This window comes from Lysinibacillus sp. F12, from assembly GCF_057773605.1.
Genome location: NZ_JBYMLP010000001.1, coordinates 515,084 through 534,333, shown reverse-complemented (window position 1 = coordinate 534,333; position 19,250 = coordinate 515,084). Strand labels below are relative to the sequence as shown.

At 38.6% G+C, this 19,250-nt stretch carries 18 protein-coding genes; 9 read left to right on the top strand and 9 right to left on the bottom strand.

The features are described 5' to 3' along the window. Nucleotides 1-14 precede the first annotated feature (14 nt). From AC3CH7_RS02825 to AC3CH7_RS02815, 3 genes are all read left to right on the top strand, one after another. A complete protein-coding gene (locus tag AC3CH7_RS02825) occupies nt 15-236 on the top strand; it encodes a DUF2829 domain-containing protein (RefSeq protein ID WP_012293718.1) in 222 nt (73 codons plus the stop codon). A gap of 56 nt (nt 237-292) precedes the next feature. Continuing rightward, nucleotides 293-1,048, top strand: coding sequence for a 3-oxoacyl-ACP reductase (locus AC3CH7_RS02820; RefSeq protein WP_099806418.1), 756 nt, complete (start codon nt 293-295; stop codon nt 1,046-1,048). Between the two features lie 149 nt (nt 1,049-1,197). Further along, nucleotides 1,198-1,707, top strand: coding sequence for a QueT transporter family protein (locus AC3CH7_RS02815; RefSeq protein ID WP_227256869.1), 510 nt, complete (start codon nt 1,198-1,200; stop codon nt 1,705-1,707). An 88-nt stretch (nt 1,708-1,795) separates the two neighbouring features. Here AC3CH7_RS02815 and AC3CH7_RS02810 read toward each other — a convergent pair whose 3' ends face one another. From AC3CH7_RS02810 to AC3CH7_RS02800, 3 genes are all read right to left on the bottom strand, one after another. Further along, a complete protein-coding gene (locus AC3CH7_RS02810) occupies nt 1,796-4,891 on the bottom strand; it encodes a copper amine oxidase N-terminal domain-containing protein (RefSeq protein ID WP_488381557.1) in 3,096 nt (1,031 codons plus the stop codon). 330 nt (nt 4,892-5,221) lie between these two features. After that, nucleotides 5,222-6,565 carry a TldD/PmbA family protein gene (locus AC3CH7_RS02805; protein WP_031417192.1) on the bottom strand — a complete coding sequence of 448 codons (1,344 nt, stop codon included), beginning with the start codon at nt 6,563-6,565 and terminating at the stop codon, nt 5,222-5,224. A gap of 3 nt (nt 6,566-6,568) precedes the next feature. Next, a complete protein-coding gene (locus AC3CH7_RS02800; protein WP_012293723.1) occupies nt 6,569-7,957 on the bottom strand; it encodes a TldD/PmbA family protein in 1,389 nt (462 codons plus the stop codon). 177 nt (nt 7,958-8,134) lie between these two features. On the opposite strand from AC3CH7_RS02800, the gene AC3CH7_RS02795 reads away from it, so the two are divergent. The 4 genes from AC3CH7_RS02795 to AC3CH7_RS02780 all read left to right on the top strand — a co-directional run bounded on the left by AC3CH7_RS02795 (nt 8,135) and on the right by AC3CH7_RS02780 (nt 11,812). Next, a complete protein-coding gene (locus AC3CH7_RS02795; RefSeq protein ID WP_012293724.1) occupies nt 8,135-8,359 on the top strand; it encodes a transcriptional regulator SplA domain-containing protein in 225 nt (74 codons plus the stop codon). Nucleotides 8,360-8,371: 12 nt separating this feature from the next. After that, nucleotides 8,372-9,400: a spore photoproduct lyase gene (gene splB, locus AC3CH7_RS02790; RefSeq protein WP_488381556.1), complete on the top strand. Its 1,029-nt coding sequence runs from the start codon at nt 8,372-8,374 to the stop codon at nt 9,398-9,400. A 144-nt stretch (nt 9,401-9,544) separates the two neighbouring features. Next, nucleotides 9,545-10,480, top strand: coding sequence for an arginine deiminase family protein (locus tag AC3CH7_RS02785; RefSeq protein ID WP_036161210.1), 936 nt, complete (start codon nt 9,545-9,547; stop codon nt 10,478-10,480). A 15-nt stretch (nt 10,481-10,495) separates the two neighbouring features. Continuing rightward, the gene (locus tag AC3CH7_RS02780) at nt 10,496-11,812 is read left to right on the top strand and encodes an amino acid permease (protein WP_012293727.1); all 1,317 of its coding nucleotides are present in this window, start codon (nt 10,496-10,498) and stop codon (nt 11,810-11,812) included. 11 nt (nt 11,813-11,823) lie between these two features. Here the strand turns inward: AC3CH7_RS02780 and AC3CH7_RS02775 are convergent, their stop codons facing one another. Further along, nucleotides 11,824-12,570, bottom strand: coding sequence for a YqcI/YcgG family protein (locus AC3CH7_RS02775; RefSeq protein ID WP_031417189.1), 747 nt, complete (start codon nt 12,568-12,570; stop codon nt 11,824-11,826). Between the two features lie 248 nt (nt 12,571-12,818). Next, entirely contained in the window at nt 12,819-13,256 is a 438-nt protein-coding gene (locus tag AC3CH7_RS02770) for a MarR family winged helix-turn-helix transcriptional regulator (RefSeq protein WP_036166027.1), read from the bottom strand. A gap of 119 nt (nt 13,257-13,375) precedes the next feature. Here AC3CH7_RS02770 and AC3CH7_RS02765 point away from each other — a divergent pair, with 119 nt between their 5' ends. After that, nucleotides 13,376-13,963: an NAD(P)H-dependent oxidoreductase gene (locus tag AC3CH7_RS02765; RefSeq protein WP_012293730.1), complete on the top strand. Its 588-nt coding sequence runs from the start codon at nt 13,376-13,378 to the stop codon at nt 13,961-13,963. Nucleotides 13,964-13,986: 23 nt separating this feature from the next. On the opposite strand, the gene AC3CH7_RS02760 is transcribed toward AC3CH7_RS02765, so the two are convergent. From AC3CH7_RS02760 to AC3CH7_RS02745, 4 genes are all read right to left on the bottom strand, one after another. After that, on the bottom strand, nt 13,987-15,060 hold the full coding sequence (locus tag AC3CH7_RS02760; RefSeq protein ID WP_036161214.1) for a sensor histidine kinase: 1,074 nt from the start codon (nt 15,058-15,060) through the stop codon (nt 13,987-13,989). Further along, complete coding sequence (locus AC3CH7_RS02755; protein WP_198696023.1) at nt 15,057-15,734, bottom strand: response regulator transcription factor; 678 nt, start codon at nt 15,732-15,734, stop codon at nt 15,057-15,059. The genes AC3CH7_RS02760 and AC3CH7_RS02755 overlap by 4 nt, the downstream gene beginning before the upstream one ends. A gap of 17 nt (nt 15,735-15,751) precedes the next feature. Continuing rightward, nucleotides 15,752-17,506 (bottom strand): ABC transporter ATP-binding protein, encoded by a 1,755-nt coding sequence (locus AC3CH7_RS02750; protein WP_488381555.1) that lies wholly within the window; start codon nt 17,504-17,506, stop codon nt 15,752-15,754. 531 nt (nt 17,507-18,037) lie between these two features. Then, complete coding sequence (locus AC3CH7_RS02745) at nt 18,038-18,493, bottom strand: hypothetical protein (RefSeq protein WP_332291564.1); 456 nt, start codon at nt 18,491-18,493, stop codon at nt 18,038-18,040. Between the two features lie 236 nt (nt 18,494-18,729). Here AC3CH7_RS02745 and AC3CH7_RS02740 point away from each other — a divergent pair, with 236 nt between their 5' ends. Then, nucleotides 18,730-18,942 carry a DUF3955 domain-containing protein gene (locus AC3CH7_RS02740; RefSeq protein WP_012293735.1) on the top strand — a complete coding sequence of 71 codons (213 nt, stop codon included), beginning with the start codon at nt 18,730-18,732 and terminating at the stop codon, nt 18,940-18,942. Nucleotides 18,943-19,250 lie beyond the last annotated feature (308 nt).

The window sequence follows — 19,250 nt, the reverse complement described above, 5'->3', positions numbered from 1 at the left end:
TAGAGGATGAAGACATGACGTTTGAAGAAATATTACCACGCTTAAAAGCAGGAGAAAAAGTAATTCGTAAAGGCTGGGGCGGGGCTGAACTATATGTGAAGCTAGTCGGCCAAAGTCAACACGATGGAGAGACTTTGAATCCTTATTTTTTGATTAATGTACGTGGAGAAGGCTATACAATGTTCACGCCTACAGTATGTGATTTATTAGCGGAAGATTGGATAGTAGTTGAATAATAATAGGAGAAGTCATCTCAATTTTGAGGTGGCTTCTTGTTGTAAGGAGACATGTTATGAGATTCGAAGAATATACAAATAAAACGATTTTTATTACGGGGGCTGCATCAGGAATTGGATATGCTCAAGCACTTGCTTTTTTAGAAAATGGCGCGAATGTATTTGGTTTTGATATAGAAGCGCAAGGGTTAGTCCAATTACAGCAGCAATATCCAGAGCATTTTGCCTATATGGTTGGTAGTGTTTGTAGCCAACAAGATGTGGAACAGTCGTACGAAGCTGCTATTTCTTCATTTACACAAATTGATATTTTATGTAATACAGCAGGTATTTTAGATGGCTTTGCAAAGACGCTGGATACGGACGAAGCATTATGGGATAAAATTATGAACACCAATGTTAAAGGAACGTTTTTTGTGACGAATAAAATCTTGTCTCATATGGTTGCAAGAGGAGCTGGTACGATTGTCAATATGGCTTCTATTGCTGGACTTGTTGCTGGTGGTGGTGGAGCGGCCTACACAGCCTCTAAGCATGCCATTGTTGGCTATACAAAGCAGTTAGATTTAGATTATTGTAGAGCGGGAATACGAGCAAATGCAATTGCACCTGGAGCCATTCAAACTCCGATGAATCAGGCAGATTTTGAGGGTGACGGAGAAATGGCGAAATGGGTAGCACAGGAAACGCCGGCTGGTCGCTGGGCACAGCCTCAGGAGGTTGCAAATTTAACCTTATTTTTAGCAAGCTCAGCAGCAGATTATATGCATGGTACTGTATTACCAATCGATGGTGGCTGGTTGACTAAGTAGGATTGTTCATCAAGTTATTCTTCTGCTATAATACGCAAGTAAGCAAAATTGCTTGCACTACGGCACTTCAGATAGGGCGCTAAGCTCTCTTCCTTTGGTCGTAGTTATTACTAAAATAGCGATTAGCTATTTTACAAAGGAGAATAAAATTGCATACATCGATTGTAAAAGATTCAAGCCGTATGTCAGTGAGTGAACTGACAAAGACGGCTCTTGTTGCAGCACTATATGTTGCTGTAACGGTTTTATTGTCAGTCATTAGCTTTGGCGCTGTTCAACTACGATTGTCAGAAATGTTTAATTATCTGGCCTTGTACAATAAGCGTTATGTATACGCAGTGACATTAGGCGTCATACTAGCAAATTTTATGTCGCCCACATGGATAGTAGATGTGCCAATTGGCGGGATTGCCACCTTCCTAGTACTAGTACTTTGTAGAAGCATTACAAAGCATATCGCCAATGATATCGTAAAAATGGTAGTGACAGCATTGATTTTTGCTGTATCCATGTTTACGGTTGCAGGGCAATTAACCATTCTTTATGACCTTCCTTTTTGGGCTACATGGTTCACAGTGGGGGTTGGAGAATTATTGTCTATGACAGTTGGTGGACTATCAATATATTTATTAAATAAAAAAATAGATTTGTCCAAATAATTTATTATAGCATGATCCATACAGCAAGAAGGGACTCCCATTGGTCGATGAAGACCATTGGGAGTCCCTTCTTTATAAACTATTTGTCTTATGGGTTAATTTGAGCGTCTTGGGACGCCGCACCACTAGTATTATCAGGCTTTTCCAGAAGCATCACTGAATTGGACGTAGTTGATAGATAATTTCCTTTGCCCACAGCTAAAACCTTAGCCACATATTCTATGGATGCTGTGAGTGGTTTTCCAAATGCATCTAAATCTATATTTAGACTTTGACTTACATTGGGGAGACCATTCTGATAAATTCTAGTACTATAATTATTGTTAATGGCATCACTATCTTTGAAACCATCTGCGGCATCTTTAGGTAGCATAAACACTCTATATTCCGTTACGTTTTGTCCGTTTTTGACATCGAAGCTAATGGTAATATCGGAATATCTATTTTGTTGACCTTGAATACTCAGTTGTACATTCTCTACCGCTACAGGTGCTGAATGATCCACTAAAGTAATAGAAGAAGATGGGTAGGATAAGTTATACATTGCCTTTGACGTGCCATTACCTACGGACAATATATAGATGCGATATTCTTCGCCATTCGTTATCAGTCTTCCTTCTGTATCTTTACTACCAGTTCCCAAACTTATACTAGATTGACCTTTATTTATATCCATAAAATTAGTGGCTTTAATAGCTGCGTTCACATCAAATCCATTTGCTTTTGATGCGGGTACGACAAGTATACGGTAGCTACCAATATTGGATTCATCAGAAGGCTTCGAGAACGATATTTGTAAATCTCGACCATCTCCATAATCACCAACATCGCTTACATTAATATTACTTACCGCCTGAACAGCTTTACTTTTACTAAGTGTAATGACAGGCGAAGCAGAGGATAGAGCATAGGTATTTGGAGAATTTCCATTGGATACAGTCAGTACATAGACGCGGTAGCTAGTTCCTTCCGTAATAAAATTACCACGTACATCCCTAATCCCATCCAACGTTCTCGTTGTAGTTATATTCCCACCTTTGCTTTCAGTGATGTAATAATTACTACTATTGGCTTGTGAAAGATTAAAGCTACTGTAATAAGCTGTCGGTACAATTAGAATTCGATAATGATTGACATTTGATTCATTCGAAGGCTTTGTAAACGTTACTTGCACATCACGGCCATCTCCATTATCGTCTATATCTGCCACATTTAGATTGGATACAGCTTGCACATTAAAGTTCTTATTTAGCGTAATCGTAGATGTCGGCGCAGATAGTGCATTGCTTCCTATTCCATTCGCTACAGTTAAAACATAAATGCGGTAGCTAGTACCTTCTTTGATTGTATTACCGCGCACATCTCGAGTATTTTCAGATAACGTTTGCTCGTATATGGATTTTCCAGATTTGTATACAGTTGTATAATTGCTGCTGGATATATTATTTGCTTCCGTCAGACTTAAGCTATTGTAATAAGCTGTTGGTACAACTAGAATCCGATAGTGACTAATAATGGACTCGTCTACAGCTTTATTGAAAGAGACAAAGAGGTCACGTCCGTTGCCATAATCACTTACATCGTTAGCATATAGATTCGATACTGCACCCGCATTGCTGCTATATAGCGTAATCGTATTCGAGGCTGAAGATAGCGTATTATTCGCTGAGTTATTTGTTACAGCCATAACGAACACACGATAGCTAACGCCATTCTGAATGGGATATCCGTCAGTATCTCTTGCTCCTGAAGAGAGTACCTGAGTAATATTGTAGCCTGTTTTGTTTACTTGTGTGTAATAAGTGCTAGATAAGCTGTTTGCCTTTGTCAATGTAAAATTTGAATAGTTGTTAGCTCTTACTACAAAAATTCTGTAAGCGCTAAGAGTAGATTCATCGGACACTTTATTGAAGCTAACTCTTAAATCACGCCCATCCCCAAAGTCATTGATATCACTCACTTGTGTAATAATCGGAGTAGACATTGTATTTTGACTAAGTGTTACGGATGATGAGCCCGATGACAGTTTATTTCCTAATGAATTCGTGTTACTTACAGACATAACGAACGCTGTATAAGGTACGTTATTCTTAATGAGATCACCGGCAGTATCACGTGCTGTGGAAGATAAAGTTCCTGTCAAAATACTGCCGTTATTTCCCGATTTATTCACGGTTGTATAGTAGCTGCTTGATAAATTATTGGCAGTAGTAAGACTAAAATTGCTAGCATCCCTAGACTTTACGATATACATACGATAATTGGAAATATTGTTATCATTTTGCGGACGAGTGAAGCTAACTGAGATATCGCGTCCATCGCCAAAATCGTTAATATCATTCATTTTCACATTTGTTACCTCTGTAACAGACGACAAATTCGTTAAGGTAATCTTTGCGGAAGAACTCGATAAAACGCTAGAATAAGAACCTTTCCCAACCGCAAGTATACGAACTACATAAGGCTGATCATTTCTAATGAAGTCTCCATCCACATCCCTTGAATTCTGCGATAAAGTAACAGCACGATTCGAATTTGATGTAGATACTACTGTATAATTAGAAGGGGAGACCTTCAAGGCAGATGCTAAATTGAAGCTTTTGGATGCCTTCAAAACCATTACCCGATAATGATCGACGTATGATTCTGTAGACGATCTGGAAAAGCTAATCTCCATGTCACGCCCATCTCCCTGATCATTAACATCGCGTACAGATACATTGCTCGCAGGAGAAATACTGATATAGCTTGGAGTGTCAGATATAATAGTGACAGTCTGATTTTTTGAGTTCCAGTCAACCTCCTGACCAAGCGCTTCACTAACGAAGCGAACTGGTACCATAGTTCTGCCTCTTAAAATTTGTGCTGGTACATCAAGCGTAACTGACTGGCCATCAATAGTAGCTACCTTCGATTTCATTTTGAGAACTACTGTAGTATCTCCTTTATACCCTGTTACAGTTTGACTCCTTGAATCCCAATTTACATTGGCACCCAATGCCTCAAAGATTGCTCTAAGTGGCAGCATAACACGCCCTTGAATCATCGCTGGCGGCTGATCGGTCTTCAATTGAACCCCGTCCACAGTAATTGTGATGGCTTTTGCCGCTTGTGCGGTTGCCGGTTGCAGCAATAGCGGTACAATAAGCATTGCTGCAAAAAATAAAGTCCATATTTTTTTCATATATTCCACCCTTCTTCATGCCATATAACTGACGCAGCATGACAACTTATTTAACGTATCAAAGGCCTAAAAGTTTCACCATTTTACCTCTAAAAGAAAATTTAACCATCAGTTGCTATGTCGCAGTATTTCCTTGTCTACATATCGTAGAAGCTGTAAGAGAATTTTAAGAGGGAAGGTGGTAGGAGGATTAGCAAAAATAGTGGATGACACTGGCTTTATACAATAAAGAAGGCAACTCTCTCACCCATAGTCACTTCCACTGAATGAGAGGTTGGTGACTATAGATAAAAGAATTGCCGAGAAATTAGAATGGCTTACTTTTTGGTGTTATTCCACTGTTACAGATAGTTCATTTACAAGTAGCGATGAGGAGCCATATCCTCCTGGTAGGAAGTAAAGCTCAGAGCTAGTTTCTTTAATATCCTGTAAAAACTCGAAAAAATTACCTGCTATCGTCATTTGCTTAACAGGGGAGGAAATTTTACCATTTTGAATTTGAAATCCTTTAGCAGCGACTGAAAAATCACCTGAAACCGTATTCGTACCAGAATGAAGCCCAGATAATTCAGTAATCAATACACCGTTACCAACCGACTGAATTAATTCATCTAGAGATTTCTCACCAGTTGAAATATATAAAATTTGGGGCGCAATCGTTAAGGCTCCTTTATAGGAATCTTTATGGGCATGCCCTGTTGTTTCACAGTTATCTTTTTTGGCCGTTTTTCTATTATGCAGAAGTGTTTGGAGTGTCCCCTCTAAAATAATTTCCTGCTCTTTTGTTGCAACACCCTCACCATCAAAGCTTGCTCCAGACAATGCGGCAGGATGGAATGGAGTACTTAGTAGGGAAACTGCCCCTGATGCCACCTTTTGTCCCACCTTTCCCTTTAATAGAGATTGATCTTTTTGAGCATTTTCAGCTGACAGTATCGGCATAAATGTTTCTAATAATGATGCTGATGCATCAGAGCGAAGTATGATTGGATACTTTCCACTAGGAATCGATTTTTCACCTAAATTCGCAAGAGCTTCCTCAGCTGCTTCCTTGGCAATATCATCAGCATGCAGAGAAGGAAAATCACGTGTCATTTTCAAATAACGTCCTGTTTTCATCTCTTCACCCTCTTTTACAACGGTGGAGAGGAAAATCACGAGGCCGTTCTCCTTATGTGATAAGGCAAGATTTTTACTATTCACTAATGAGCGTTCAGTCGTATATTCTTGCAGGAAACAATAATCAAGAGCAATGATACGTGAATCGTATGCGCGAATTTTTTCTTCGATGGAACGAAGGAGCTCTATTTTTTCTGGAATTCCGATAGTCTCTAATTCTTCATTGTAATATTCATAGGATGGGTATTTAGCGCTGCCATGAAAAATGGCTACGCCCTCATCTTCATCAAGTATGTTTGCATTTGCTTTTGCGCTATTAATTAAAAAGGAAATCGAATCATCGTCTAGTTTTTCTGTATAGGAATAGCCCATTTTTCCGTTGTAAAGCCCTCGTAGACTTAGCCCTCCGTCCTCAGACGTTTCGTAGCTATCTATCTCGCCCTTGTAGAGCATGCATCGAATTGATTTATTTTGTTCATAATAAACCTCCGCTTCTATAAATCCCGCTTCTTGTGCCTTGTCTAATAGTCTTTCCTGGTATTTAGCAATGTTCATTCATCATTCCCCCTTCGTTCCACCAACTGTTATTTCGCTTACCCGAATCATTGGCTGACCAACATTGACAGGAAGACTTCCGCTTAGAGAACCACACATACCTGCTCCATGAGCGAGATTATTACCTACTCGATCAACGAGCTGCAATGTTTTTGCGCCATTGCCAATGAGTGTTGCGCCCCGTACAGGGCGGTCAATTTTTCCATTTTTAACGATATAGGCCTCCATTACGGCAAAATTATAATCGCCAGTAGAAGGGGAAACTTGTCCACCTCCCATATACTTTGCGTAAATACCATACTCGGTCGATGCAATAATATCGGCTGGCGTAGATGTGCCTGGGGCAATATACGTATTTGTCATACGTGATGTGGGGTTAAATCGATAGGATTGTCGACGAGAAGAGCCAGTTGGCTGTGCATCCATACGGCGAGCATTAAATTTATCAATTAAATAGCCCTTTAAAATCCCATTTTCAATTAAAATGTTCTTTCTAGTTTTTTCTCCCTCGTCATCAATATTTAATGATCCCCACTCGTTCGGAAGTGTACCATCATCAATATATGTAACAATTTCAGGAGCGACTTGTTCACCGATACGATTGGCAAATACTGAATTATTTTTAGCAACAGCAGTTGCCTCTAAGCCATGTCCACAAGCCTCATGGAAAATGACACCACCAAATTCATTATCAATAATGACAGGGAATTTACCGCTTGGACATTCATCTGCATGAAGCATTGTGACTGCGATACGTGCAGCTTCTCCTGCATAATGGTTTAGGTCTAGCTTTTCAATAAATTCAAAGCCTGCATGTGCACCTGGGCCATAGAAGCCCGTTTGTACCTCAGTACCCTCTGTAGCTGTCGCTTGCATACTAAGTCTACTGTGAACGCGTGTATCCTCAACAAGCTTACCCTCTGAATTTGCAATCAGTACGTTTTGTTGTTCATCAAAATATCGAACTTTTACCTGATGAATTCGGGGATCATAATGTCTGGCAATAGAGTCTGCTTGTCGCATAATAGCTGTTTTTCTTGCGTGTTCCACTGTATGAGGCATGCGGAGAATTTGATGAATAGGAGTGATGATTTCTTTATGCAAAGGGTGAATGGTACCCGATTTACCGCCTTTGATGGCCAGGGCTGCACGCTCTGCCGCTGCTAATAAACCTGCCTCAGAAAAATCATTGGTGTAAGTATAGATGCTTTGAAGTCCTGAAAAAATGCGGATACCAATTCCAAAATCACGCCCAGTAATACTTTGTTCAATTTTGCCGCTTTGTAAGACAAAGTCATTGACATATTTATCTTCAATAAAAATTTCTGAAAAATCCCCACCAGTTGCTAGCGCTGCTTCAAGGACATTTTCAATAATGGATTGTTTGATCATATATCTTCCTCCTTTTCTTGATTATACCAAATAATTAAAAAATTCTGCATTATTCTATTTTCCTAGATTTGAAGATAGCTTCACATAAATTTATGTATATTACGTAAAAAATTTTTTTATGACATATTTCTCTAACCATTTCACCACACTAACAGAAAGACAGAGGAAGGTGAAAAGATGCAACAACCATATAATGTCGGTGATATCGTTTATATTTTTTATCGGAATCCTCATATTCAGGATGTAGCGAATATACAGGAAGCCGCGGTGGTTAATCATCCAGAGCAACCAGAGGAGCTAGCCGTATTCCTATTTGAAACCTATTATCCGATAACGAATGATATGTTAATTTTTTCAAGTGAAATGGCGGCTGAGCAAGCCTACCACCAGTATTTTCATTGAGGGAGGATAACGATGAATAAACCATTTATCCCTCAGCTCGTCTATTTTGAGCCTGATGCGCTCTACTATCCGTTAGGTCAGGAGTTAAAAGAAAAGTTTGAGCAGATGGGAATCGAAATACGCTATACAACTTCGCATAACCAAGTAAGAAATCTCCCTGGAGACAATGATTTTCAAAAGTATCGAGTAGCCAAATCTACTTTGGTAGTGGGCATCCGGAAAACGTTAAAGTTTGATACATCCAAGCCTTCCGCTGAATATGCCATTCCATTTGCCACTGGCTGTATGGGTCATTGCCATTATTGTTATTTACAAACAACGATGGGTAGCAAGCCTTATATTCGTACGTATGTTAATGTGGATGAAATATTGGAGCAGGCTGATCATTATATGGCTGAACGTGCTCCTGACATTACACGTTTTGAGGCATCCTGTACGTCCGATATTGTAGGGATTGACCATCTCACACATACATTGAAACGTGCTATTGAGCATTTTGGACAAAGTGAATTAGGTCAATTACGATTTGTGACGAAGTTCCATCATGTGGATCACCTATTGGATGCTAAACATAATGGTAAAACAAGATTCCGTTTTAGCGTCAATGCGGATTATGTGATTAAGCATTTTGAGCCTGGAACTTCTCCATTAGCAAAAAGAATTGAGGCGGCTGGGAAAGTGGCAAGGGCTGGCTATCCGCTCGGTTTCATCGTTGCCCCCATTTATCTACATGATGGATGGCAGGAGGGGTATTATCAGATGTTTGAGCGATTAGATGCTGAATTACCAAAGGATGTGCGTGAGGATATTACGTTTGAGTTTATCCAGCATCGCTTTACGAAGCCAGCTAAACGTGTGATTGAAAAAAATTATCCGATGACAAAGCTAGAACTTGACGAAACCGTGAGACGATATAAATGGGGGAAATATGGAATAGGTAAATACATTTATCAAAAAGATGAGGAAGAAGATATTAAAGAACATTTATATGGCTATATGAAAAAGTTCTTCCCGCAAGCGAAATTAGAATATTTTACGTAATGAGAGAGAGCCTTTGTCGTTCTCTCTAAATTTTTATTTATGCTACATATAGTTCATGACATTGTTTGTGACTGTTCCTATTGTATAATCTCCCTTTCAATGGTAACGCTAACAGAGAACGACAAGCAGAAGAGGAGAACAAAGATGGACTCATTTCAAGTAAATTGTTGGTCGGAGCATGAGGAACTAAAGGTGGTCATGCTTTGTGCACCTTCGATAGTAGATGTAACTGATTCAAAAATAGCTGAGCAGGTTGGGTGGAGTGAGCCTGTCAACCATCATAAAGCTATGGAAAATTTCCTGGCATTGAAGACAACGCTTGAAAACGCTGGGGTAAGAGTAATCGATTATGCCAAAGAATTAACAAAAGAACAGCAGCTGTTAAGTGAACAGCTCATTAATCGTTATTTTGTGCGCGATTTAGCCTGTGTTGTGGGGCAGCAGCTTTTACCTGGTAACGCTGGAAGCTCGTTAAGACGCCCTGAGTATCCATATGCTCATGCTATTTTAGCCAAGTGGTTTCCCGAACAATTTATAAGCAATGCACAGCCTTCTCAATCCCTTGAATGTGGGGATGTCATGCTATTAAATAAGGATGCAATCCTCATGAATCTAGGGATGAGAACTTCATTAGAGGCTGTTGAAAGCTTGAAGGAGCGCTTCTTTCAACAAGGATTTTCAGAAATTGCGGTTATTGATTTACCGAAAGGCAATGATACGCTTCATTTAGATATGAATTGTAATGTTGTGAATCATAACTTAATGATTGCTAAAAGCTTTGTGCGTTATTTTCCTGTACAGGTGTTTACAGCCCAGGGAAGTTATTTTGATATGCCCGCACCATTTTTACAGCGTCATGGTTTTGATGTTTACTGGCTGGAAACCTATAAAACCATTCCGGACATTAACTTAATTAATCTTGATCCAGAAACGTTAGTAATCAGTAAGCAGGCATCTAAGCAGCAGTTATTGAAGCATCCAATATTAAGTAAAAAGAAATTACTGGAAGTGGACATCACAGAGCTTGAAAAAGGTGGTGGAGGCATTCGATGTATGACATTGCCTTTAGTAAGAAAGTAGTGAAGGGTTGATTACATGACATCAAATACAAGTAAGGGCAGGTTGTCCTGGTGGCAGCTTTCGCTTATCGGTATAGGCTGTACGCTAGGAACAGGTTTTTTTCTTGGAACAAGTATGGCCATTCATAAAAGTGGTCCGGCTGTTTTAATTCCTTTTTTATTAGCGGCTATTTGTACGTATATTGTTTATGATGCACTTGTTAAAATGTCTGTTGAGAATCCTGATAAAGGTTCATTTCGTACTTATGCTAAACAAGCATTTGGCAGGTGGGCTGGATTTAGTAATGGTTGGGTCTATTTAATCTCTGAAATTCTTATTATGGGGAGCCAGCTTATGGCGCTCGGAATTTTTACAAAGTTTTGGTTTCCCGCATTGCCATTATGGGTTGCAGCCTCTATCTATGCTGCTATAGGGTTAGTTGTGATTCTCACAGGGATGAAGGGTTTTGAAAACTTCCAAAACATATTTGGAGCTTTAAAGGCGGCAGCGATTGTGATGTTTATTATCGTAGCCATTGTCATCATCACGAAAGGGTCACAAGCCTCTACATTGGATTCACTCTATGCGAATTATGAAGAATTTTTCTCACAAGGTATAAAAGGAATTTGGCTCGGGCTATTGTATGCCTTTTACGCCTATGGAGGCATTGAAGTAATGGGGTTAATGGTCATTGATTTAAAAAATCCAAAAGAAGCACCAAAAGCAGGCAGAATAATGTTAGTAGTTATTACGATCATTTTTTTAATGGCCATTGCACTTGCGTTAGCGCTTGTCTCTTGGAAGGACTTTACGATTGATGAGAGTCCCTTTATTACAGCCCTTCAAGGTTATCACATTCCCTTTGTGGCAGATATTTTTAATGGTGTTTTAATCATTGCTGGATTTTCAACAATGGTAGCTTCTCTCTATGCGGTGATTACGATTCTTATTACACTGGCAGAGGATCATGATGCACCCAAAATACTAGCGAAGAAAGGGAAAAGAAAAGTTCCTATGCCTGCCTTTATATTTTTAACTGGTGGCTTAGTCATAACAATCGTTATTGGCTTTCTCATGCCTGAAAAAATCTTTGAATATTTGATGACAGCAGCAGGTTTAATGTTGATTTATAACTGGCTCTTTATTTTAATAACCTATATGAAGCTTATGGAGTTATCTAAGTGGGAGCATGTGAAAAATGGGTTGGGGATGCTGCTCATAGCGGTTACAGTATCGGGTACGCTAGGAGAAAAAACAAGCAGACTCGGCTTTTTCGTGAGCCTGCTCTTTCTTGTCCTTATAGGGATAGCAACCTGGATTGTTGTGAAAAGGCAAAGTCATAAGGAAGCCTAATGGTTTGGACGTTATTTTTGCGACCTTCGTAAGAACGGACATTTGGACGGACTTTGATGATCATCACTTAAAAAATATTGCTTCCATTCATAACTATCTTCTTGACCGTACCATTTTAAATCGGGATGTCCAGGGAGTGCATCATAATGGGCTATGCGTTGACGGATGAGCTTCTTTAATTTTCGCCCAAATGCAGTAGAGTCGTTTATTTCTTCAAAAATCCAGCGTGGCTGAATGGCCATGAGCAAAGTAGAGAAATGGCGACTCCTGCGCATTTTATGTGCGGGTGTTGCGCAGGAGATAAAATAGGGCTCACCGTTAAAACAAAACTCCCATTCATTGTGTGCGGGGTCGGTTGGTATTTGTTCAGGCCAATCGAGATCGTCGATGTTAGTTAATTGGTTAAGTATGGTCCAAAACAATTGCTGATAATCCTCGACTTTATAATTACCGAGCATATCTTGAGGGGTATGAAAGAATACAGTGAGTGTTGTATATTTACCAAAAGTTTGCGAGGATTTTGTGAATTCCTTTAAACAGTGTGCTAGCTCATGAATGGATTGCTCCTTCCGTGGATCTCCAATAAAACTATAGCGCAGATGATTCGATAAAAACCCCATTCTGGCAGGTACACACGGAAAGGTATTTTCTTCATCAGCAATCGTGTTGGCAAAATCCATGTAGGCAGACTGTTGCCAAATTGGAAGTGTATCCAAATTTTCCTCAATCCACTTCCTGTCAAATATTCCTACGTCCACTTGAGTCTCCTCCTTCTATACACCTTTATTCTATTAATGAAAAAGCCAATAGGTTACGAAATTATGATGAATATGTAAGGACATATGGATCAATTATAAATTACTCAATGGATGGCATGAAGAGTAGAGTCTTGCTTAATTTAGATTGTTTTGAGCATGGGAGGAGCGGCATATAAACTAAAGATATTTGTTTTGAAAAATAGTGCAGCTTCAATGGCTGACTGATAAGAACATTGAAGCTGCACATATTATTCTTTTCGTTGAAAGACCTTTTGTTCCAGGATAGTTAGGGCATGTTGAATATCCTTTATATCCTCCTGTGAAGCATGTTGAATAAGCTGTAAAAAGCGCTCCTCAATGCATGCAAAGGCCTCCTCCATCATTTTATCTCCCTCAATGGACAAGCGAATGTACTGCTTTCTTCGGTCCTCCGTGTCGTTGTATTTTTCAATGAGGTTTTGGTCTTGTAATTTTCGCAATTCACGACTTGTGTTGGGTAAAGACATATGCTGACATTCGCTTATTTCGGTAGGCGTTACGGGCTGGCTTACTTTAATATATTCAAGAATTTTATATTGAAGCGGTGTTATATTGGCAACGGTCACGTTTTGTGACAGCTCGTGTGTCACTTGATGGACACTTGCTGTAAACGTTACGAATTGATGAAATAAACTGCTTTTATCCATTTGGATCACCTCTTATTGTCAAGATAACAAATAACTTATCTTAAAACAATTATCATTTGACAATAAAAAATGAATCGATTATTATTTAGTTATCAAATGATAAGTAATGGAGGCGTAGTATGAAAACATTAATTGTCTATACATATCCAAACCACAAGAGCTTAAATTATGCATTTTTACAGGAAGTGATGAAGGGTTGTCAAGAGAATCCTGCCATTGATGAGATACAGCTACTAGATTTATATAAAGAAGAATTCGATCCGCGTTTAATTTTCCATGAGCATAAACGGCGTCGGGATATGTATCGTGATCCGCAATTGGAAAAGTATCGTCAACAGCTGATTTGGGCAGATCAGATTGTATTTGTCTATCCAATATGGTGGGGGAGACCACCTGCTATGCTGTTAGGCTATTTCGATCAATTGTTTGCATCGAATTTTGCGTATCGAGATACTAAAGGATTATTCCCAGAAGGACTCTTGAAAGGGAAGTCGGTTGTATGTGTGTCCACGATGAAGGGACCAACCAATTATCCGCTGCTATGGCTGAATAATGCGCATAAAATTTTGATGAAAAGAGCGCTATTTAGTTTTGTGGGAATGAAGAAAGTGAAGTTTTTTGAGTTTGGTAACATGGAAAGTAAAAAAGGGAAGCACCAGCAAAAGCTGAACAAAGTGTATCAATATTTTAGAAAGGTGGCTTACTAATAAAAAAACTCGTGCAGACATCTCTAGTCGTTTGCACGAGTTTTTGTAGTATCAATGGGCAATGTAATCAAAAAGGCTGTAAATTCACCAAGCTTGCTTTCAACGGTGATGGTCCCGTGATGCATATCAATAATTTTTTTAACGATGGCTAAACCAAGCCCACTCCCACCATTTGTAGCTGTCCGTGATTGGTCGGCCTTATAAAATCGTTCAAATATATGCATTTGCTGTTCTTCGGATAGGCCTATGCCAGTATCTTGGACAATGATGGTAATGGTATTGTCATGCTGCGTCATAGACAAAGTGATTATTCCATTGTCGGGTGTGAATTTAATACTATTCGTTAGCAAATTCATCCAAACCTGATTCATTAAATCCTCATCTGCGGTAATAGTTATATTGTCTAGCTGGAGATCAAAGTCCAGTTGTTTAGCTACCCAATTAGGTTCAAGAGCCAGAATGACATTTCGCAATTGTTTATCCAGTCGATAGGTTGTTGTTTCAAATGGATGATGCTGTGATTCTAACGAAGTCAGCTTCAGTAAATTATCACTAATCTTGGACAACCGATTACTTTCCAATTCTATAATGTCTAAGTAATGTAGCCGCTTTTCTTCCGGTAGATGTATGTTCTTAAGAGCCTTCGCAAAGCCATTAATAGACGTTAAAGGTGATTGGATTTCGTGGGAGACGTTTGAAATAAATTCTTGTCGCATTCTTTCAAGCTCTCCTAATTCAATAGCCATATGATTGATGCCATGGATTAATTGACCGAATTGGTCTTCCTCATTGCCTTTTACATCTAATTGGATATTAAAATCTCCTTTCGCCATCTGTCTTAATGCTTCCACAATAGCGTCCCAGTAGTTCCGTTGTCGATTGAGCCCAATTAGGAAGATAATAGCGGCCGAACAGGCAAAGAGTACGAAAACACCGAGGACGGTGCCTAATTGCTGCCAAAAATCATGGGGTTCTGTACCTAACTGACCATACAGCCATTCCATTACATGATAAGAAATAAAAGCAAATAGAGTATTGGTAATGAGAAAGAGGAATAGAACAAATAGAACTCTGACAAGAAATTTTCGTTTTCTCATGAGGCTAGTTCCAAGCGATAGCCAAGACCGCGAAGAGTGCGGATGGCAAAGCCGCTGATCTCCTGAGGAAAACGCTCACGTATTCTTTTTATATGGACATCTATTGTGCGTTCGTCTCCTTCATAATCATAGCCCCAAATTTCTTCAATCAATTGTTCGCGTGAAAATGTTTTGCCCACATAGCTCGCTAATGTAAATAGTAGTTCGAATTCCTTTAAACGAAGGACAATGATTTCTCCATTCAGATCCACTTCATGTGTATGACGATTGAGTTTAACGTTGCCAGCTTCTACTACTTGAGAGAGCGCAATACGATAGCGTTTTAATATCGATTTTACACGTACAATTAGCTCGGCAGGCTCAAAGGGTTTTACTAAATAGTCATCTGTCCCTAAATGGAAACCCTTGACCTTTTGGGCGGTTTCTCCTTTTGCAGTGAGCATGAGAATAGGGAGGTCTGTATGATATGAACGAATTTCCTCACATAAAGCCCAACCATCCATTTTTGGCATCATAATATCCATGATAACCATATCAACCTTTTCAGAGGCTAGCTTGGACAGTGCATCGACACCGTCCGTTGCTTCAATCACCTCGAGACCTTCATTTTGAAGAAATACTCTTACTAATTCTCGAATATGGGCATCATCATCTACCATTAATAGTTTGGTCATTTAAATAATTCCCTTCGTTAGTTCTCTTTAATTCGTAATTGCTGCATGGCAAACTCACGATACATGGCATGCGTCTCAAAGAGTGTTTCATGTGTGCCACACCCTGTAATCTGTCCTTTTTCTACAAATAGTATTTGATCGGCATCTACTACCGTTGATAGGCGGTGAGCAATGACTAATGTTGTGCGACCTTGCATTAAATTATCTAACGCTTTTTGTACATATATTTCAGATTTACTATCTAAACTTGATGTAGCTTCATCCAGCATTAAAATTTGCGGGTTCCGTAATAGCGCTCTCGCAATAGAAATGCGCTGACGTTGCCCTCCTGAAAGCTTGATGCCTCTTTCGCCTACTTCTGTATCAAACTTATCGGGAAGATCGTTAATAAATTGATCAGCATAAGCCATTTTGGCCACTCTTTCTAGCTCATCATCCTGTACTTCACGGTCAACACCATAACAAATATTTTCTCGAATCGTTCCAGACAACAGGGCACTTTCTTGAGCTACATAGCCAATTTGACTACGCCAGGAGTGAAGTGAAAATGTCTCGAAGGGCGTTTTTCCTAGCGTAATAGTACCGCTAGTTGGTTGGTAATACCGTTCTAATAGAGAGAATGTAGTTGTTTTACCCCCACCACTTGGACCTACAATGGCCGTTACTTTGCCAGGCTCTATTGTGAAGGTTATATTGGATAAAATCGGATCCTCACCGTATGAAAAGTCAACATTGTTAACATAAATAGGCTGATCTATTTTATTAACTGTGATGCCTTCTTCGATATGCTCCTCTTCATGCTCCAATAAAGCACTTATACGTTCAGTGGCACCCATTGCTTTTTGAAGTTGAGTAAAGAACATGGTCAATTGTGTCATGGGCATGATGATTTGGATTAAATATAAAATAAAAGCCACCATATCACCAGCAGTCAGTTCACCAGAGGAAACACGAACGCCTCCATAGCCAATAATAGCAACTAGAACCGACATCAGAACGAATGAAATTAATGGTGAAATAAGTGCATGGATTTTAGCTTCTTTTAAACCAAAGTTAAAGAGATTCGTAATGCCCTTTTTCCCACGCTCATATTCTACTTGCTCCGCATTAGAAGCTTTAACTAAGCGTGTTTCAGGTAAAACTTGATTTAATACCGAAGTAAACTTAGCAGTTTCGTCTTGCATCCCTTTCGAAATCACAAACATACGTTTTCCTAGTAGCATTAAAATAACCATCGCTAGGGGCACAGCGATTAACATCACTAATGTCATTTTCCAATCTAAAAATAAAAGAATGATAATGGAGCCGATGATGGAAATAACACCCGATAAACAGTTTGCTAGATGCTCTGTAATGAGCTCTTTAACGACTGCTGTATCATTTGTTACACGACTTAATGTTTCACCTGTATCGTTTTCGTCATAATAGGGGATAGGTAAATGCAGCAGCTTGCGCCAAAGTTGATCACGTAATTTTGCCACTACATGATGACCTACACGATTCAAATAATAGATCGATAATCCACTTGCAATGGCTTGAGCGATAAAAGCAATACCAAGCAAAATGATTTGCCAATAATTAAGCGATTCTAATGAAAAGCCGTCCACTAATTGTTTTGTAAATAATGGGACGATAAAACCTACGCCCGTAGTCGCTAAACTCATAATTAAAGCGATAACTAGGAGCCAAATAGGTGGTTCAGCTCGTTTTACTAATTGTATAAATCGTCGCCAATCTGGTTTTTTTGTAGTTTCTTTTGATGTTTCTTGCAAAGCAATAAGCCTCCTTCAATGTCTTCAAACAACGTAAATCGTTCCTATGGCTTTTACTATAGCACGCGTTTATGAACTGAATGTGAAATGAAATAAAAGGTGATGTTCAAATCATCATCACCTTCAACATAGGGCTAGTGAGCGAGGCATAGATGTTTTAGAAGAAGCGGTTTTAAGATCAGCTTCAAACAACTAGCATTATACGGGACTAAGTTTTATCAGGAAGTTTAAAATATAAAAGAGTGTTTTGCAATAGGGGGAGCCTGATATAAAAATTATTGGTGGAAAAATAGTGGCTATGCCTAGTAATTAAAGGTGTTTTCTCTTGTGTATCCGATCAAGGAGATTAAGATATATTTCAAGAGGTGAATATCAGAAATCTATTAAACAAGATAATACCATTTATAGAAGTCTAACCTTCATTGTTCAGTTAGACTTCCTTTTTTTCATACTATGCTTGATCGGCAAGGGGCCAAGTTTGCGGGTTATATTTATCGGAATGAAACAGGCAACAAAATAACGTTTCCTGTTTTAGAAATTATTCACTTGCTTATATAGAGTAGGTTTATCGAATGAAACAATATCAATTATATGGTCTAAACAAACAATCTGATAATGGAATAGCTCTTTATAGGAGTATATATCTAAAGCTATAGTCCCTTTGCTTATAAAATCTAAATAAGCTGATTTTGTAAATAAACGTACGGAATTACCTATGAATTCATCCTCCTGACTTACAAAATGAAATGACTCATCATAAATAGAATAGGATACATAAGAATCGAATTCTATATCTATGACTGGGAGGGTCGTATCAATTTCAATAGAATAGACATCGTTAAATGTAAATTCATCAAAGCTTACATCATCACTTTTAGAACTAATGGCAGCTCGTTTAATAGATATTCTCAAAGAGTTTGTCCCTGGCTCTACTAAATTATCTAAAAACAAATAACCTTTCCATTGCATTAAATCTTCATAGCTCATAAAATCACCCTTCCAAATTTACAATAGAGCTTTATGGTCATTCTATCGATAGGGTTTTATAATGTCAATTAAAAAACAAAGTGCATAAGAATAAAAATTTATTGTTTTTCGATAAAAAATGATTGACTTAAAATATATCCGTGATGTATCCTATTAACGAAATCATAGGATGATTGCGGTAAAGGTTAAAAAAAGTTTTGTACAGGAATATTAGTAATTTAAGGAGAGTTATAATAATGAAAAAATACATTTTAGCTTCAACCCCATTTATTTTAGGGTTACTTAGTTTTTTGATCTTTATGATAAAAGGAAGTAGTGTAGCATCAGATGGCACACTAGAGGAGCCATTCTTTTTAATTCCTATTGGATTTTTATTGTTATTTATTGGGGTAGTTTGTGTAGTAGGGCTAGCATTAATTTCACTAATAAAGAAAACTCAACATATTTAAATATTTGGTTATATAGTAGAAACAAGGACCGTTCTTTTCATCAAAAATTTCCACGGGTAAAGCTTAAAATCCTTGCTTCTATTGATATCATGAAGCAGATGAATAGGGACGAATGTTTTCTAGTTCGTGCGAATATAGGGCTACGGGCAGCCGTATCTATTAATTCAGCAAATGAATGATTCGTAATTGCGTATCATTCGTATGATAGATGCTACTCCTAGTCTAAGTGCGTTTCATTATTTACCGAGTGAACCGCTATGTAAGTCATGCCATGACAGCTTTTATTGACCAAATAAACATTTAGTCAA

Excerpts from the sequence above, each read along its gene's own strand:
- AC3CH7_RS02825 (WP_012293718.1), top strand. The coding sequence starts at position 15 with ATGACGTTTGAAGAAATATTACCACGCTTAAAAGCAGGAGAAAAAGTA.
- AC3CH7_RS02820 (WP_099806418.1), top strand. The coding sequence starts at position 293 with ATGAGATTCGAAGAATATACAAATAAAACGATTTTTATTACGGGGGCT.
- AC3CH7_RS02810 (WP_488381557.1), bottom strand. The coding sequence starts at position 4,891 with ATGAAAAAAATATGGACTTTATTTTTTGCAGCAATGCTTATTGTACCG.
- AC3CH7_RS02805 (WP_031417192.1), bottom strand. The coding sequence starts at position 6,565 with ATGAACATTGCTAAATACCAGGAAAGACTATTAGACAAGGCACAAGAA.
- AC3CH7_RS02800 (WP_012293723.1), bottom strand. The coding sequence starts at position 7,957 with ATGATCAAACAATCCATTATTGAAAATGTCCTTGAAGCAGCGCTAGCA.
- AC3CH7_RS02795 (WP_012293724.1), top strand. The coding sequence starts at position 8,135 with ATGCAACAACCATATAATGTCGGTGATATCGTTTATATTTTTTATCGG.
- splB (WP_488381556.1), top strand. The coding sequence starts at position 8,372 with ATGAATAAACCATTTATCCCTCAGCTCGTCTATTTTGAGCCTGATGCG.
- AC3CH7_RS02785 (WP_036161210.1), top strand. The coding sequence starts at position 9,545 with ATGGACTCATTTCAAGTAAATTGTTGGTCGGAGCATGAGGAACTAAAG.
- AC3CH7_RS02780 (WP_012293727.1), top strand. The coding sequence starts at position 10,496 with ATGACATCAAATACAAGTAAGGGCAGGTTGTCCTGGTGGCAGCTTTCG.
- AC3CH7_RS02770 (WP_036166027.1), bottom strand. The coding sequence starts at position 13,256 with ATGGATAAAAGCAGTTTATTTCATCAATTCGTAACGTTTACAGCAAGT.
- AC3CH7_RS02765 (WP_012293730.1), top strand. The coding sequence starts at position 13,376 with ATGAAAACATTAATTGTCTATACATATCCAAACCACAAGAGCTTAAAT.
- AC3CH7_RS02760 (WP_036161214.1), bottom strand. The coding sequence starts at position 15,060 with ATGAGAAAACGAAAATTTCTTGTCAGAGTTCTATTTGTTCTATTCCTC.
- AC3CH7_RS02755 (WP_198696023.1), bottom strand. The coding sequence starts at position 15,734 with ATGACCAAACTATTAATGGTAGATGATGATGCCCATATTCGAGAATTA.
- AC3CH7_RS02745 (WP_332291564.1), bottom strand. The coding sequence starts at position 18,493 with ATGAGCTATGAAGATTTAATGCAATGGAAAGGTTATTTGTTTTTAGAT.
- AC3CH7_RS02740 (WP_012293735.1), top strand. The coding sequence starts at position 18,730 with ATGAAAAAATACATTTTAGCTTCAACCCCATTTATTTTAGGGTTACTT.